The 15,792-nt window shown below is 53.2% G+C and carries 4 protein-coding genes; all 4 read right to left on the minus strand.

The genetic code is table 11. The features are described 5' to 3' along the window. Positions 1 to 7 precede the first annotated feature (7 nt). Entirely contained in the window at positions 8 to 2,335 is a 2,328-nt protein-coding gene (locus C7R91_RS05655) for a bifunctional Gfo/Idh/MocA family oxidoreductase/class I SAM-dependent methyltransferase (protein ID WP_047071512.1), read from the minus strand. Positions 2,336 to 2,338: 3 nt separating this feature from the next. Continuing rightward, complete coding sequence (locus C7R91_RS05660; protein WP_106786173.1) at positions 2,339 to 3,460, minus strand: saccharopine dehydrogenase family protein; 1,122 nt, start codon at positions 3,458 to 3,460, stop codon at positions 2,339 to 2,341. A 105-nt stretch (positions 3,461 to 3,565) separates the two neighbouring features. Continuing rightward, on the minus strand, positions 3,566 to 12,637 hold the full coding sequence (locus tag C7R91_RS05665) for a non-ribosomal peptide synthetase (protein WP_047071511.1): 9,072 nt from the start codon (positions 12,635 to 12,637) through the stop codon (positions 3,566 to 3,568). Positions 12,638 to 12,666: 29 nt separating this feature from the next. Continuing rightward, positions 12,667 to 15,627, minus strand: a complete 2,961-nt coding sequence (locus tag C7R91_RS05670) for a salicylate synthase (RefSeq protein ID WP_047071509.1) — start codon at positions 15,625 to 15,627, stop codon at positions 12,667 to 12,669. Positions 15,628 to 15,792: the final 165 nt, after the last annotated feature.

Here is a 15,792-nt window from a genome sequence, read left to right on the forward strand (position 1 = left end):
CTCCTATTTAAATGAGCTTGGCCATTTCGTTTTCGTTTGGGGAAAGCTGCTGACGTACGCCAGCATCGATGTTGTTCTTGATGAGGAACAGCTTTTGTCCAAGTGGTGCCAATGGGTGAGACTCCTCAGGCAAGACCGCAAGCTCCTTGACGCCTGCCCGCTGAAACACATCGAGCCACTGCTGGACAGTCATGAAGGTCGATTGCGTATTTTTCCTGTCATCTACGGGGGGAGTCATCATGAAAGCTTGGGAGATGAGCATTTCTACGAATTCTCGAGTCGGCTCGGTAATAATCATCCAGCCTCCTGGAGCAAGGGTCTTCAACAGCCTTTGGATGACTTCATCCGTGTCCCGCGCGTTGTTCAACATCCCTGCGGCAATCACGATATCGAAGCTGCCTTCTGTGAGGCCTTGGGCAAACAAGTCTTTGTCGATATCAACCACCTGATATTTCATCCATGGGCAAGCTTCGTATCGTTCACGCGCAGAGGATAAGAAAAAGTGGGACACATCCGTGTACACATACTCCACATGCAATCCTTTGGAAACAGCCGCCTTCAGGCGGTCCACGACCACATCACTAGTCGCTCCCGTCCCGGCGCCTACCTCCAGGATACGAAGCGAGTTGGTCGTAGACGCGATCCGCGCTACTGCTTCTGCGACCGACTTGTTCAAATACCGCGCCACAAGGGTGTCCCGATAAAGCGCATTGGCAACGTGCATGCGCCCCTCAGGAAATAGCAGCAAAGCAGCTTGCTGGGTATCATCCATCAGCTGTGGCAGCCGATCCGCATTGTCCTTGAGATAGTCCATGACGAGTGGTGAGCCCAGTTTGCCATTCCAAGCGTTTTTGGCTAAATCCCACCGTCGCTCTACTTCCTCTCGCGTCATCTGAATGCCGCATTGATACTCGCCAGCAACAACGTTCAGGTAGCCACGATCCGTTAAGATGTGCAGCCAGCGCTTGATGACTGGCTGATGTCGTTCTGCTACGTTTGCAGCAGTGAAAATGTCTGACACCGTATAGGAATGTTGTCCCGCTGTCAGGCCTCCTTGAGATTGCAATGCCAGCAGCATGGAGGCCACCGCTGCTGCATCCAGACGCTCAATGCACGTATTTACCTGCACGGCATCGATCCCTTTTAACTCGCTCTCGGCTGACGCCGTGCATGCAAAGACATCGTTGTTTTCCGCCAAAGTCGGATCATTGGGTAATGCAGTGTTGTGGAATTCGTCATCCGGAATGCTCCAGGCTGCTTGTTCGAGAGACGCCAACGACAACGGCTCATGGCTGCCATGCGAGCGCAGCACGGGATATCCCAATGCCTGCGTCCATTCTTGCCACTGTCGTGAGCACAATAGCTCCTGCTGCGCGCGTGTTTCTATCGCAGCTTTGTCAACCTGCCCCATGATCCTATCTCGCATGATGAGTAAATCGCGTCCGATGGCTTGCGGCCACTGCTTCGTAAGAATATCCCGATAGGTCGGCGTCTCCTGCGGTCCCAGTATGTGTGTGCTGTTTTCCAGCATGTGTGCGGGTGGAGACACTGTCAGCTCCCCGTGAATGTCGGGAAGATCCGGTACGTGCAGACGCGGCTGCCACACGACGGGACCATGCGTGTCTGTAAGCGACAAGCTCCCGCCAGCTACACCAATCGTCACGCGATGCAGCAAGTGCAGATGGTTGTCTGGATCATCCGGATCGACTTCATTGTGGGCTCGCAGCGTAATCGGAATTTTGCCCAGCTGCCCGATCAACACTTGAAACGGCCCCTCATCCTTGATGACATGACTGATTTTCCACGGACGAATAGAAGGGAGAGCTTCCTGCAAAATGTGCATGAGCGGGAAGGACACCTGTGTAGCGCAAGCAGCCTCGATGTACAGGGCAGGCTGCACAGCCAGCATCGTACGAGCGCAAGCAATAAAGCGGCGGACAGCAGGCAAATGTACGTAGAGATCGCCCGTCATAAAATGAACACCGTTCTGCTTGGCATGCTTAAGGCACAAGGCCAAATCTTTATGGTGGATCGGCTCTTCCGAAATGACGTGAATGCCCTTGGCAAGCAATTGGATCGACAGCTCTGTTCCATTGCCGCCCATCACGGTGGAACGCAATACAACGCAAGCCAGATCAATGTCAGCCGGTAATTGATTGACATCGGTGTACAGCGGGATGCCATTTCGCTCGGCGCATTGACGCGAGCGTTCACTTCCTTTTGCCAAGAGCCCTACCAATTCAAACTGCTCAGGTAATGCCTTTACCGCTTCCAAATAGAACTGTCCAAAGCGGGAACCGCATACCACGGTACGCAACTTACGGTTCTTGTTCATACGTCACCCCTCCTTCATTTCCATGATGGAATGCATGAGTTCGACCTGCTGCTCGCGAAGCGCATCAATCAAGCCTGTCACCGATACGCCCTCCGCCACGAAAAAGCAGCCTGTTTTGCTGTTCTGATCGTCCGCGATCAAGTGGGCCACCGTGGCCGCGATGATGCCAGATATCCGATTCCAGTCGCCCGGGTACAGAAGAGTGGAGAGAACGCGCACTTTTTTGCCGTCACGGCCTCCGGTCGCATGCAGGTGGAACATCGTAAAATCTTTCACACCCGGCTTCTTCTCCTCAAACTGTTCCAGCAGCAGCTTGGCTGACACCCTTTTTTGTTCCTCGGTCTTGTATTGCTGCAAAGCCTTGATCATCACAAATTGATTCAGGATGGCATTGCTTTGATAGCTGTTGTAAAAATAGGCGGATTCGATTTTATGCTGCTTGGACATGAGGCCGAATTCCTTGGTCACTACCGGATACGTGTCGCGTTTGCCAGCGGGATGCGGCAGCGTGTAGTTGCGATGGAACGGTCCGTCTATTTTTTTGACCTCGCCTTGCTTGAAGTAAGACATACCCCATCCGGTATCTTCTTCAATGCTGCAGACGATGTCATAGGCCGCATTGAGTGAAAACCCGCCCTGTCCTGCAAAAAACACTTCGAGCAAATCGATTTCGTCCAAATCATTTTCAGCGACGTAAGCGGGGAAGACTTCCGACAGCCCAGGGTAAACGCCAGCAGAGATGATAAACAGCAGTCCCTTTTCCTCGATTTCCTGCTTTCGCGTGAGCAATTGTCGATACAGATGCTCATCTCCGGATACATCTACGTAATGAACCTCATGTTTGAGGCATGCGACAGCAACTTTATCAACGATTTGCTTGGATGGCCCTGCACAATTGATGACGAGATCGACTCGGCCGCAAAAGTCATGCAACTCCTCCTCGTTGCATACATCCACCTGCTGGCATTCCAGCCTGCCGTCCGTCCCAGTTAAAAGCTCACGTAGCTTCTCGGGATTTCTGCCGCCAAGCAAAATCGGATAGTTCGTCCTAGACAAAATCGTTTGAAAGGCTGCATGGCCTACAACGCCAGTCGCTCCCAAAATGCCAATCTTTTTGATACCCAATGTTCTCTCCCTCCTGGCCTGCTCCCGCATTCTTCTTCCAAGAAAAGGCGGGGCTGCGCCTGCCACTGAGTCGCAGCCCACCTACTCATCTGCGGTTTTTCTTTTTTAAATGGTCCCCTCGTCAAAATCCGCTGGATCTTCCGTTGCCTGTGAGTTCGTCGTGATCAGCTCGGCAAGGGTGCAGATCGTAGAAGCTTCAAACAAGCTTTGCAGAGACAAATCAATCTGGTATCTCTCACTTAAAAGATTGAGGCATTGGATCGCGCGCAATGAGTCTCCACCCCGGGCAAAAAAGCTGTCGTGGATGCCGATTTCCGCTACACCAAGCACCTCTTCCCAGACCTTGGCTAGCTTGACCTCGAGCTCGTTTGAAGGCGCGACATGCGTCTTTTTCGGCATGCTTGCCTTTCTTTTGCCAAGCTTTGTGATTGCCCTCCGATCTACTTTTCCATTGGCGGATAGCGGCAGTTCATCCAGCAGCACATATTCGCTTGGCACCATGTAGTCAGGCAAGCTGTTTCGCAAGGCTTCGGACAATTTTTCCGGCTGGAACAAACGAACCGTCTCCGGTGCTTGGGCCACAATCAGATGGCGCTCGAACGCCTCTGCGACCTGAGCTTTATCCGGAATGGCAAGGACGTTGGTGAAGCCTTGTTTTTCCAAGCCCGCTCGCCATTGCTCTACCGTAAGAAGAGGAAGATGATTGGCTTTGCGCTCATCCTCCAGATGGCTAAACCCATCCTCGAAGAAGCCGACAGTGGTCAGCAGCAGACGGCTGTTGCGAGTGGACTCGACCAGGAACAGAAGCCCTCCAGGTGCGAGCAGCCCTTTCAAGTACGCCAGCGTTTTCCCTATATCACGAGAGCGATGCAGCGTATTGTCGGCAACAATGACGTCAAAAGAATGCGGTTCATAGCCTTGCGCAAGCGGAGCAATGTTCATGTCAAGCTGACCGTACTCCATCGGAGCCTGCTCTCCCCACTCCTTCTTTGCCCTGTCGGTAAAAAAGGAGGATTCGTCGACGTATACATAACGACTGCGTTCTACAGGCAAGGTGGACACCAGCGTTTGCGTCAAGCTTCCTGCTCTCGTGCCCAGCTCTAGCACCCGCAGGGTCTTGTCAGAAGGATGGTGGCTTACGATACTGCCGAACACCGCCCCGGCAAGACTGCTGTAAAACTCCCGCGTCAGATCAAAGCGGCTCAAGCCAGCAGGTGTTAAGAAGGCATCGTCTGCTAAAAAGAGCTCCAACGGATCGAGCTCACCCGTTAACAGACCAATAAACAACGGATAGTCGCGGCGGAAAACGGCTTCGAGCTCTCGTGCTGCTTCCGTACGAAGCGAGGAAGCTGACAGAGCAACATCAGGCACCCCTTCCCGCAAGGAACGCAAACTCACGTACGTATCCGCAGCGCGTTTTTCCAGCAAGCCCTCTTCTGCCAGCACTTCCAGCCAATGCGCAAGCAAGGTCTGATAACGGGGATGAATCTGAAAACGATACATGAGCTCCGCAATTGAAGTGCTTTCTCCTACTTGCGAGAACATTCCCATATGCTCCAGCGTGCGGCACATGTAGGCGGTGCTTACACGATCAGCCTCCATCAGGAATTGCGTGACGGCTTCCACATCGACACTCGCCGGAATGGTATCGGCCTGCGCGTAACCCATGCTGTTAATCGCCTGCCAACGAGCAGCACTTGCAGCGGGGGCGGCCTGCTCTGTTTCGAATAACGCGGAATCCTTTTCGTGATCCAGCACCACATATCCGACCAAGCGCTTTTCATCCGCACCGTCATCTGGCACGGCCACGACAACGTCTTTGAGTCCGTCATGGCGCTTCAATGCCGTCTCGATCTCGCCCAGCTCAATCCGATGCCCTCTGATTTTCACCTGGAAATCTTCCCGACCGAGGAACTCCAGCGTGCCATCTGGCAAGTAACGGCCCAAATCCCCTGTGCGGTACAGTCGCTCTCCTGTCCGCGGATGCGTGATGAATTTTTCATTCGTCTTGTTTTTATCTCTCCAGTAGCCTTTGGCAAGCCCAATGCCACTGATATACAGCTGTCCCGGCACCCAAACGGGGCAATCCCCCATCGATTCGTTCAGCACATGGTAGCGCTGATTGACCATTGGACGGCCGTACGGAATGCTTTTCCAGCTAGGGTCGATCTCTTCGATTGCGAAAAGGTTTGACCAGATTGAGGCCTCTGTCGCGCCGCCCAAACCGATCACCTGAACGTGAGGGAAAAACGACTTGATCTTGTCTGGCAAATCCAGTGGAATCCAATCACCGCTCAACAAGACGAGACGCAGCGACTGTGGCAAGTGAAGATTTCTCCCCACGGCGTATTCGATCAGCATCTGCATCAGCGCCGGAACGGTGTTCCACACCGTCACCTGCTCAGCTTCCAGCCACTCCAGCCAGTGTGCAGGGTCTTTGGCTTTATCAGCATCCGGCATGACGATCGTTCCCCCCGCTGCAAGCATGCCGAAAATATCATAGACCGACAAATCGAAATTCAGATGGGACAAAGCGAGTACCCGATCTTGCGCCCCCACTGCAAATCGTTGATTGATATCTTCAATCGTGTTGACCGCGCCTCGATGGTCGATCATGACTCCTTTTGGCAGGCCCGTTGACCCGGATGTATAGATGACATAGGCCAAATCCTCCGGCTGCCCGGCAATTGGTGTCACTCTGTTCACCATGCTTGCCTCATCCCTTGCCGTCATCTGGTCCACGATCAGCCGCTCCACATCCGCTGGCCAGCCCAATCGCTCATCGAGCCAAGACTGCGTCAGCACGAACTGTACTTGTCCATCATGCAAAAGCTGAGAGCGTCGTTCCTCTGGGTGCAGCGGATCGATCGGCAAATAAGCGGCCCCGGATTTCATAATCCCGAGTGTGGCTGCGACCTGCTCCCAGCCTTTTTCCATCACGACAGCAACCAACGTATTCGGCTGGACTCCTTGTGAACGCAGCCACTTTGCAATTTGGTCAGCAGCATTGGCAAGCTCCCCATAGGTCAACGTCCGCTGGGTGGAGATCACGGCAGGGCGATCCGTTTGGCATGCAGCTTGTTTGTCAAATAGTCCGACGAGTGTTTCTGTGGATACAGGGGCAGCCGTATCGTTTGCGGCAATTCTTTCTTCCAGTCGAGGGACAGCAATTAGGCTCGGTGCTAACTCTTGCCATACCGCATCCTCTTCTGTCAGTCGATGCAGCAGCTCGCAATAGGCCGTAAACATGTCGTCAAGGAGCCCTTCTGGAAACAGTCCCTCTACGGCATCCCAGATCAACAGCAGTTCCCCGTCTTGCTCAACCACTTGATGGTCCAGCCATACCTGCGGCGTCTGCGTAATGTTGTAAACAAGCTTGCCCAGCCATTTTCCATCGGAGTCAGACCCACTCCACTGCTCCACACCCAATGCGCTCGTAAAGACAATCGGCATGGCCACACCGTTGTGCTCCCCTGTTTGCTTCGCCAATTCCCGCTGGACCTGAACCCCGCCCACATAAGGATGGTCCAAATCACGCCATAGCTGCTGCTGCAAATTCCTGCCTCGTTCCAAAATTGTCTCTCCAGCGGACAACTCGACTGCCAGCAAGGTCAGCGTAGTGAAGTCCCCCACGATTTCGCCTACCTGCGCGTGCAGAGGCAGTCGATTAAATTGCGTCAGGTTGATCGTAAAACGCGAACTCTTGCTCCATGCACCGAGGGTTTCCGCATACGCGGTCAGCAGTATCCCGGAAGGCGTCAAACCGACCTCTGCTGTCCGCTTTTTCAGCCGCTGCCACGCTTGGCGATTGATTCTGGCTTCCAAACGATGGAAGCGCTGCTCGGTAATCGTGTCAGGATTTTTCGCCAAAGGCAGCTGTGGTGCTGGCGGCAACTCCGGCAGTCGAGCCATCCAATAGTCCAGATCGCGTTGATACAGCTCTGTAGATTTGAGCGCTTCTTGCGCCAGTACATAATCGCGGAAGCTTAGTTCCAGTGGCGGCAAAGGCGCATCCGGCTCATGATACAGCCTCGTCCACTCGCTCAAGAGGTGAAACATGCTCCATCCGTCAAAAATCAGGTTGTCAAAGCTGATATGCAGGCGTACCCGATCCTCTCCAAAGCGAGAAGCGCGCACCTCAAACAACGGCCACACATCCGTAGACAATACCTGATGGGACATTTCTTCCCGAATCGCTTGCAGCTCGGACTCAGCTTTTTCAGCCGATTGGTTCCGCAAATCAGCGACCTCGATCCGGTAAGCAGGAACCTGCTCCAAAATCTGCTGACGCCAGCCATCCGGCAAAATCACGGCCCGCATCATTTCATGGTGGTCAATTAATCGTTGCCAAGCTCGATTGATCCGCTCCAAGTCCAAGTGCTGCCCTTCGATTTCGAAATAGCAATGCGTGGAGACATGACCCAAGGCGTAAACACCACTGCGCCCGACCCAGTAGGCTTGCTGGATATCCGTTAGCGGGAAAGGCTGATGCCTGTCTTGTGGAGCTGGTACAATTGCTGGCAAGTCTGACGTTGTTCCTTTTTGTTCCAGAAGCATCTGCACATGCTGGGCAAGTCCGGCAATCGTCGGCTTTTCAAAAATACGCCCTAACGACAGCTCTACTTCCAGCTTGCTGCGAACCATCGCACTGAGTCTCGTCGCCAATAGCGAATCCCCGCCGAGCTCGAAGTAGTTGTCTGTGACGCCTACTCTTTCCACTTCAAATAGCTGGCACCAAATAGCCGCCAGTGCTGTTTCGATTGGTGTCGTTGGAGCTGTATACGCTTTTTCTGCTTTGCCCTTCATCAGGCTGTCAGGAGTTGGCAGGGCTTGTCGATCTACCTTGCCGTTTGCAGAAAGCGGCAGTTCGTTCAACAAAAGAAAAGCAGTCGGAACCATGTAATCAGGCAGCTTTTGACTCAGGAAGCCAGATAGTTGTGCAGCGTTGAAGCGCTTGGCTTGAAGTGGCGCCTGCGCAACCAGTACATGCTGACCAAAATCGTTTTGTTCCGGGAAAGCTGCCACTTGTGCGAAGGCGTGCTGCTGCAAGGCCCGCTGCCATGCTTCCACCGATAGCAAGGGGAGCTGTTCATTTCGCCGCTCATCTTCGAAATGGGTAAAGCCATCTTCGAGATATGCTGTGCTGATTTGCTGCAATCGGCTGTTGCGGGTCATCTCCAGTAAAATCAGCATGCCTCCCGGAGCCAAAAGGCTTTGTACATGCGAAAGGGCCATCCCGATGTTTTTCGCACGATGCAGGGAATCAGTGGCAATAACAACGTCGAACTGATGTGCTTCAAAGCCTTGAGATAGTGGACTTTGATTAATATCCAGCAGCTGATAGTGCACAAACGGGTACTCCCGGAACCTCGCTTTTGCTGCATTCGTAAAGAAAGTCGAGGTGTCTGTGCATGTAAAATGTGTCGCATCTGCCGGGAGCACAGCCAGCAATGATTCCGTCAGTGCTAGACTCCTCGCCCCGATTTCCAGCACACGTATCGGTTGTGATTCAGACCTTTCGCCAAGACGATGGACCAGTCTTTCGACCAACGCCAGCGCTGCGCTGTCGCGATGCTTTGCGCCGGGGAGCGTCTGCATTAAATCATTCGGGGTCAGACGTAATTCCTCCGAGAAGAAATGGGCCAACGGGTCAAGCTCGCCACGCAAAAGCGCAACACTCTCGTCATTGACTTTTTCCAAGTAACGCAAAAGGGCTTGTGCATGCGATTCCCATGCGGGTGATACCTGCGGGACCTCCCGCTTTTCCAGCCATTCAGTCAGGCTTGCCTGCGTGATGCTGTAGACATCTGATTTGTCTTTACGGACAAAACCTTCGTCCTCCAATGTTTGAAGCCACTGTCTGACCAGCCCGCGAAAACGCTCTTGAATTCCGCAGCTCTGCATCAAATCATCGAGGGAGAAGTTGGCGTGTTGCTCAAATTTCACTCCCGCCATCTCCAATGCGCGGTAAATGAATCCAACGGCAAGTTGCTCCATGTACGCCCAAAACGAGGTGAAATCTTCTGGTCCGATGCTTGCAAAATGCTCCGACAAGGTCTCCACATGATTCGTATCCATGACATCTGCCCACAGCTCTTCGCTCTTTTTCGGATCTGCCTCTATAAGATCAAACAGCGCTGATTCGCTTTCTCGTTCTGGTACCACATACCCAACCAGCTGCCTGTTCTCGCGCGGATCACCTACTGCTGTCACTACCGCATCACGAATCCCCGGATGCTGCTTCATGGCCGATTCGATTTCACCCAGCTCGATGCGATGCCCCCTGATTTTCACCTGGAAGTCCTTGCGCCCGAGAAATTCAATGGTTCCATCCGGCCAATAACGCCCGAGATCACCAGTCCGATACCAGCGCGAACCGTTCCAGTTGACAAAGCGCTCTGCGGTTAGTGCAGGATCACCACGATAGCCTACTGCCACACCTGCTCCGCCGATCCACAATTCTCCCTCTACCCAGTCAGGGCAATCACGCCCATGCGCATCGACAACCCGATAAGCCTGATTCGGGAGCGGTCGACCGTACGGAATCGATGTCCAATGAGCGGGTAAGGGCAGCGTCACATCAAAAAAGTTGGACCAGATCGACGCTTCTGTCGCTCCCCCCATCGCCACAAGCTGGCTGTTCGGTGCGAGCTGGTTTAGTCGTTGCGGTAAATCAAGGCCGATCCAGTCCCCGGAAAGCATGGTCAGGCGAAGCGGCAAGCTCTCGTACGGTCCGCTCTCCGTTGCAATTAAGAGCATATCGAGCAGCACAGGCACAGAGTTCCACAGCGTCACCTGATGCTGATCCACCAGTTTCGCCCAATAAGCCGCATCCCGTCGCATGTCTTCGCCTATCAGTACAATCGAGCCGCCTACACTGAGCAATCCGAACAGGTCATAGACAGACAGGTCAAAATCAAGCGAGGAAACTGCCAAAATCCGATCAGTTTTCCCAATTCCGTAGCGCCTGTTTATTTCTGCAATGGTGTTCCACGCTCCGGAATGGTTGATTTCTACCCCTTTTGGTTCACCCGTGGAGCCAGAAGTAAAGATGATGTAGGCAAGACTGTCAAAAGAAATCGGCACGGGTTCAGTCAGCGGTGAGACATTCAACGCATCTGTAACCGACAGAACAACAGCATCTTTTGGCCACTCCAGCGTCTGTGCCTGCTCCGTATTCGTAAGCACATAGCGAATTCCCGCTTTTTGATGAATGCGCTCACGCCTTGTAGATGGCTGCCCGATTCCAATAGGGACGTAGCAAGCTCCTCGTGCCACGATGCCAAGCACCGCAGCGACTTGATCGATTCCGCGCGGCAGGCTGACTGCCACTGGGTCTCCTGCTTCAACGCCTTGCTTTTGGAGATACGCTGCAATCTGCAACGCGTACGTCGCTAACTCGCCATACGAAAAAGTAGCGGAAGCATGACTATCGATTAATGCCAGCTCCTGCGGATTCTTTCTTGCATAGGCAAAAAAGGCACTGTGCAAGCATTGACTCGATTGCGATTGTAAATCGTCTACAGCCTCATCGTTCCTCTTCTGCTCCAAATCGGGAAGCAGCATAGATGTGGCTTGCCAGTCATTGTCCTTGGTCACCAAGGAGTCCATCAGCTGGCAAAAAGCGCCGAACATTTGGTCAAGCATCCCGTCAGGAAACAGCTGATCAACTGCATCCCACGCCAGCAGGAGCCCGCCGTCCATTTCATACGACTGGAAATCGAGCCATACTTGCGGCGTTTGCGAAATCATGTAAGAGAGCTTGCCCAATGTGTCGCGGCACTCGTCATTAATCAGCGGCGTACCCAAATTGCACGCGAACACCACAGGGGCAAAATCCCGCTCTCCCTGACGGACACGAGCCAGATCGCGCTGCAGCTGAACCCCGGAATAAGCCGCATGTGCTACATCCTGATGAAACTGTGATTGGACTGCTCGCACCCGCGCCAGGAAAGAGGATGGCTCACGCATGTCAACTGCGAGCAGTAGCAGATTGGTAAAATCGGCAACGACGTCTTCGATGCCAGCTTCTCCGGTTTGGCGATCGAACAGTGGAATGTTGATGAGAAACTGCGAATGGGTACTCCAACGGTCCAGTACTTCTGCATAAGCCGTTAACAGCACCATCGCTGGTGTGACCTGCTGAGCTGCGGATCGTTTTTGCAAAAGGGCCCAATCGGCTGGCTTCATGAAATGCGTTCGTCGCGTAAAAACAGGCGACTTGATCATTTCCGGCTTTTCCTTCAGTGGCAACCCTGGCGCTCCCGGCAATGTGGAAAGGCGCTCCTGCCAATACCGGGCTGCTTCCTGTCTGTCCTGTGCCCGACGTTGTGCCTCTTGCCCGAGATAATGGGCAAAGCTCCAGTTGGTCGGGGCGAGAGGCTTACTGCCTCGTGCATAAGCTGCCGCCAAATCACGCAATACGATGTGCAGACTCTGTACGTCAGCGACCAGCAAATCCAGATCAAAATGGATGCGGGTGCGGCCTTCTGGCAACAAGCTCAACTCCAAACCGGCTACTTCTCCCGCTTCCACCGCCAGACGCCGATGAGACAGCCGATCCCGTATACGGTCTAGATCCCGTGCCAATTCGTCCTCAGAAAAAGACCGCAGATCATGTACCACTACTCCAGTGGCCGTCGGGGCACTCATCACCTCTTGCTGTCCATCCTCCAAAAATCTGGCCCGAAGCATCGGATGGTGCATCAGCAGCTTGTCCCACGCTGTTTTCAATCGCTCCGGCTCCACTCCCGCACCATCGATTTCCAGGTACGCATGGCACCCGACTCCCCCGAGAGGTTGATCATCCTGGCGCCCAATCCAGTAAGCGTATTGCACATCCGTGAGCGGAAAAGGCACATTCACCTCTACTTCCACATCTGCTTTCCTTTCGTCCACACTTGGAAGAGACGGGCTGCTTTTTTGTATCAACGCCTGCCAATCACGCAAGGTAGGAGCACTGATCAGCTCGGCAAAAGTAACCTTTGCGCCTTCCTTGCGCCATTTGTTGACCACCCTCATCATTTGCAAGGAATCCAGCCCCAGCTCGATCAGGTTCTGATCATCGGAGAACGCGACAGGCGCGGGCAGCAACGCCTGTATTTGCCTCTTCATCTCCTCATAGCTCAAGGAAGCGGTGGAACTTGCGGTCTGACTGTCATTGAGCATTTTGGACATCCTCGTTCCCTCCTCTCTCGTGCAACTCCCTATTCTTTTCCAATCAGCTGCCTGGAGAAGCTGCTCAGCTTTTCACGCGTTTCTTCCAGTTCTCTGGACGGCAAAGACATTTCTACGACACCAGCTCCGGCATGCAGCCAAGCTTGGTTCTCCTTTTGGTAAATCGTTCGCAGCACAAGCGCCGCATCCATGGCACCGTCACTGTCAAAAGTCATGACGCACCCGCTGTACAGACCTCGTGGCACAGTCTCTAATCTGCCAATCGCTTCAATCGATTCTCTTTTCGGGATTCCCGAAGCGGTAACAGCTGGGAACAACGCGCGGAAGGCATCCCATGAATTGCATTCTTGTTTCAGTTTCCCTTTCAAGCGAGAAGCGATATGCTGAACCGTTCCTCGGCTAGCTACTGACATAAAATCGTTCAAGACGATACTTGTTGAGTCGCAAACGATTTTCAGCTCTTCGAATGCCAGCTTGACAGAAACAGCGTGCTCGGCAATTTCCTTCGGGTCATTCAGCAGCTCTTCTTTGAGCCTGTTCGCCTCGTCCTCACTTCTGCCTTTTGCCCGTGTTCCTGCGAGTGGGAAGGTACTTACCCATCCGTCGCTATCGACTTCTACTACTGTCTCCGGGCTAAAACCAGCCGCACCGAGACCATCCAAGCTAACGAGGAAAGAGCGTGCCGGCGTATTCACTCGTCTGCCAGCAATATAGCTCGCAACCAAATCAAGCTCATGATCAAGCGGAATTTTTCGTGACAAGATGACCTTGTGGTATTGGCATTCCTGAATCTCGCGTACAGCTTCGGCCACGTTTTGCATATAGGCTTCGGCGTCGTATGTATCGGCTTGCGGGACGGACAGCTTTGGCTTGTCCACTCTTTGGGTCAGCTGTTGCTCGGGTTGCGTGTTCATCGAAAGCTCGCGCAGCAATTGGCTGAATTCGCTCCGCTTCTCTTCACGCAAGGCTCTCAATAGGACCGCGCCTTTGTTGAAGCGCAGCTCGACCTCAGGAATAAACAGCTTGAGCAGGCAATCCTCTTCAGGCATGAGCGGCAAGCCTTGATAATAACGCGCCATGCCAAAGTTGACGGTTCCATAAGCGCGCCAGTTTTGAATCGGTACCTGTGCCATTGCTTTTTCGAGCGTCTCACTGAGCTCGTTGTTGTCGAAACGAAGAGTCTCGTTGCGATAAGTCAATGTCGTCTGCTCCCCATCCACGTAGAGAAGCGCATGAATCCCCATTCCTAGCGACAGCTCATCTCCGTTTTCATAGAGCAGGTAGTTTTCATACCCGCTGCGCTCTGCAATCAGCGCCGCTGCCATATGCGCATCACCCGCAAAAGCGAACGTCTCTTCCAGATAAGCGATTTGCGCTGGCTTCGTCTCTGACTTTGGCGCTAACGCCAGTTCTTTTAGCTTGGCTTTATTGACTTTTCCGACGCTGGTCAGCGGCCAGTAATCGATGCGTTCGATTTGGTCTGGCATTTTGTAGCGTGCCACTCCTTTTTCTTGGAAGAAGGCATGGACGTCCGCCAAGCTGATCGTTTCGTCGTCGGTGATCAAAAATGCGCAGCTTTTCTCGCCCAACACAGGATCAGGAAGTGTGATCAGCGCCGCGTCTTTAATTGCTGGGTGCATGCGGAGGTACGTCTCTACTTCAGCCGGCATGATTTTTTCGCCCGCTCGGTTGATTTGCTCTTTGATCCGTCCACCGATTTGAATATTTCCTTCTGGCGTGATCCTTGCCTTGTCCCCAGAGCGATAGAATCCATCGGGTGTAAAGCTCTCGCGGTTTTGTTCCTCCGCTCTGTAGTAGCCGCGAATCGTATACGGTCCCCGTACAATCAGCTCTCCGTATTCACCTGGCGCGACATCGTTTCCATGCTCATCCACGATTCGCACTTCATCGCCTTCGGAAATCGGACGGCCCTGGCAGCTGGTAATGATCGAATCTGGATCATCCAGTGATGTGCAGCAGATGAGCCCCTCGGCCATTCCAAATACTTGCTGGAGCTTGCATTTCCATTCTCGCGTGATACGGCTGGCGAGGTTATCGTCCAGCATGGAGCCTCCCACCTGAAGAACCTCCAGACTCGACAGGTCGCTTTCTGTATCCCATTCCAGCACTTCCTGCCATACTTGCACGATCGAAGGCACGAGACCGGTAATGGTCACACGCTCTTTCTCAATCAGCGGAAAAGCTTCGTCGCAGCTGGTAGTTTTACATAGCACGATCTTGCCGCCAACGGACAGTGTGCCTAAGATGCCTGGGCAGCACAGAGGAAAATTATGGGCAATAGGCAGAACTGCGAGATAGACGCTTCGCTCTGTCAGTTGGCAACGAGCTGCGGTTGCTTTTGCATTGTAGACGTAATCTGCGTGGGTTCTAGGAATCAGCTTGGGTATCCCTGTCGTACCGCCAGACAACAGCAATAACGCAGTGTCTTTGTACGAAGGGGCTTCCAGCTCGATTGGCGGTCCGCTTATCTCTGCCAAGCTCCTCCCGATCGGACTATCCCCATCCGTCATGACGAATTTGACCGACGCATGTCTTTTGACTAAATCTTCTGCCATCTTTGTGTAATCAAAACCGAGAAACGTTGTTGGAATGATGTAGGCAACTGGCCTCGCGAGTGCAAAAATCCCGTCCAATTCAGCCTCTCTGTGGGCAGGCAATACGAGAATAGGCACAGCGCCGATGCGAAACAGGGCAAAGCAAGTCAGTATGAAAGAAATTCGATTGGGAAGCTGGACGGCTACATTGTCGCCTTTTTGAATACCCATGTGATAAAAACCGGAAGCAAGCGCATCCACCTTGCTGTCGAGCTCGCGATAAGTGAGTCTCTCCTCGTCCTCCACGAGCGCTTCTTTGTTCTGGTACTGCTCCGCCCATTTGCGCAATTGCTGCCCAATTGTCAGCGGCTCCCAAAAACCACGCTGTTCATAAGCTATTGCAGCTTGCTCATACCACTCCGTACTTACTTTCATTCCGTCCTCCTCCTGTGTAACTCGGGTCACTCTTGGCGCCCGAAGCCGGATCATGCAGAGACTGCCTTGTCGGTGTATGCATCATGTTGTTTGTCTAACAACAAGATATTGATAGTGATTCTCATTGTCAATTTTATGTGTGAGCTGTTTTTTCTACATTTGGGA

Origin of the sequence: Brevibacillus formosus, assembly GCF_003013405.1 — a bacterium.
Lineage (GTDB): Bacteria > Bacillota > Bacilli > Brevibacillales > Brevibacillaceae > Brevibacillus > Brevibacillus formosus.

Excerpts from the sequence above, each read along its gene's own strand:
- C7R91_RS05655 (WP_047071512.1), bottom strand. The coding sequence starts at position 2,335 with ATGAACAAGAACCGTAAGTTGCGTACCGTGGTATGCGGTTCCCGCTTT.
- C7R91_RS05665 (WP_047071511.1), bottom strand. The coding sequence starts at position 12,637 with ATGTCCAAAATGCTCAATGACAGTCAGACCGCAAGTTCCACCGCTTCC.
- C7R91_RS05670 (WP_047071509.1), bottom strand. The coding sequence starts at position 15,627 with ATGAAAGTAAGTACGGAGTGGTATGAGCAAGCTGCAATAGCTTATGAA.